Origin of the sequence: Pseudomonas juntendi (genome assembly GCF_009932375.1) — a bacterium.
GTDB classification, from domain to species: domain Bacteria; phylum Pseudomonadota; class Gammaproteobacteria; order Pseudomonadales; family Pseudomonadaceae; genus Aquipseudomonas; species Aquipseudomonas juntendi.
In genome coordinates this window covers 1-287 of sequence record NZ_BLJG01000516.1, presented here as the reverse complement: position 1 = coordinate 287, position 287 = coordinate 1, and the positions used below count along the sequence as shown (strand labels likewise).

The window sequence follows — 287 nt, the reverse complement described above, 5'->3', positions numbered from 1 at the left end:
CGCCAGTTCGCCCTTCAGCTCGCTGACCCGGGCTTCGAGCAGGCTGTAGGACTGGCTCAGCTGGCTGGACACCTGATTGAACAGGGCGAAGGTGTGCTCGATACCCTGGCGGCTGTCCTGCTCGACCGGGGTATGCCCCTGCTGACCGGGGGCTCGGGATAGTTTGGCGGCCTGGGGCATCGTGCTCTCTCGCGTGGCTGACCGTCATAAAAACGGTGTGGTGCCAGCGGTGTAGCAATAGCCGTGCCGGGGATGGGGGCATAACGCTTGGCTTGAGATTTATGGCG

The 287-nt window shown here is 63.4% G+C and carries 1 pseudogene; it reads right to left on the bottom strand.

The annotated features are described in order from the left end of the window. Positions 1–180 (bottom strand): annotated as a pseudogene (locus tag GYA94_RS27025) (PAS domain-containing sensor histidine kinase); the annotation flags it as partial. Positions 181–287: the final 107 nt, after the last annotated feature.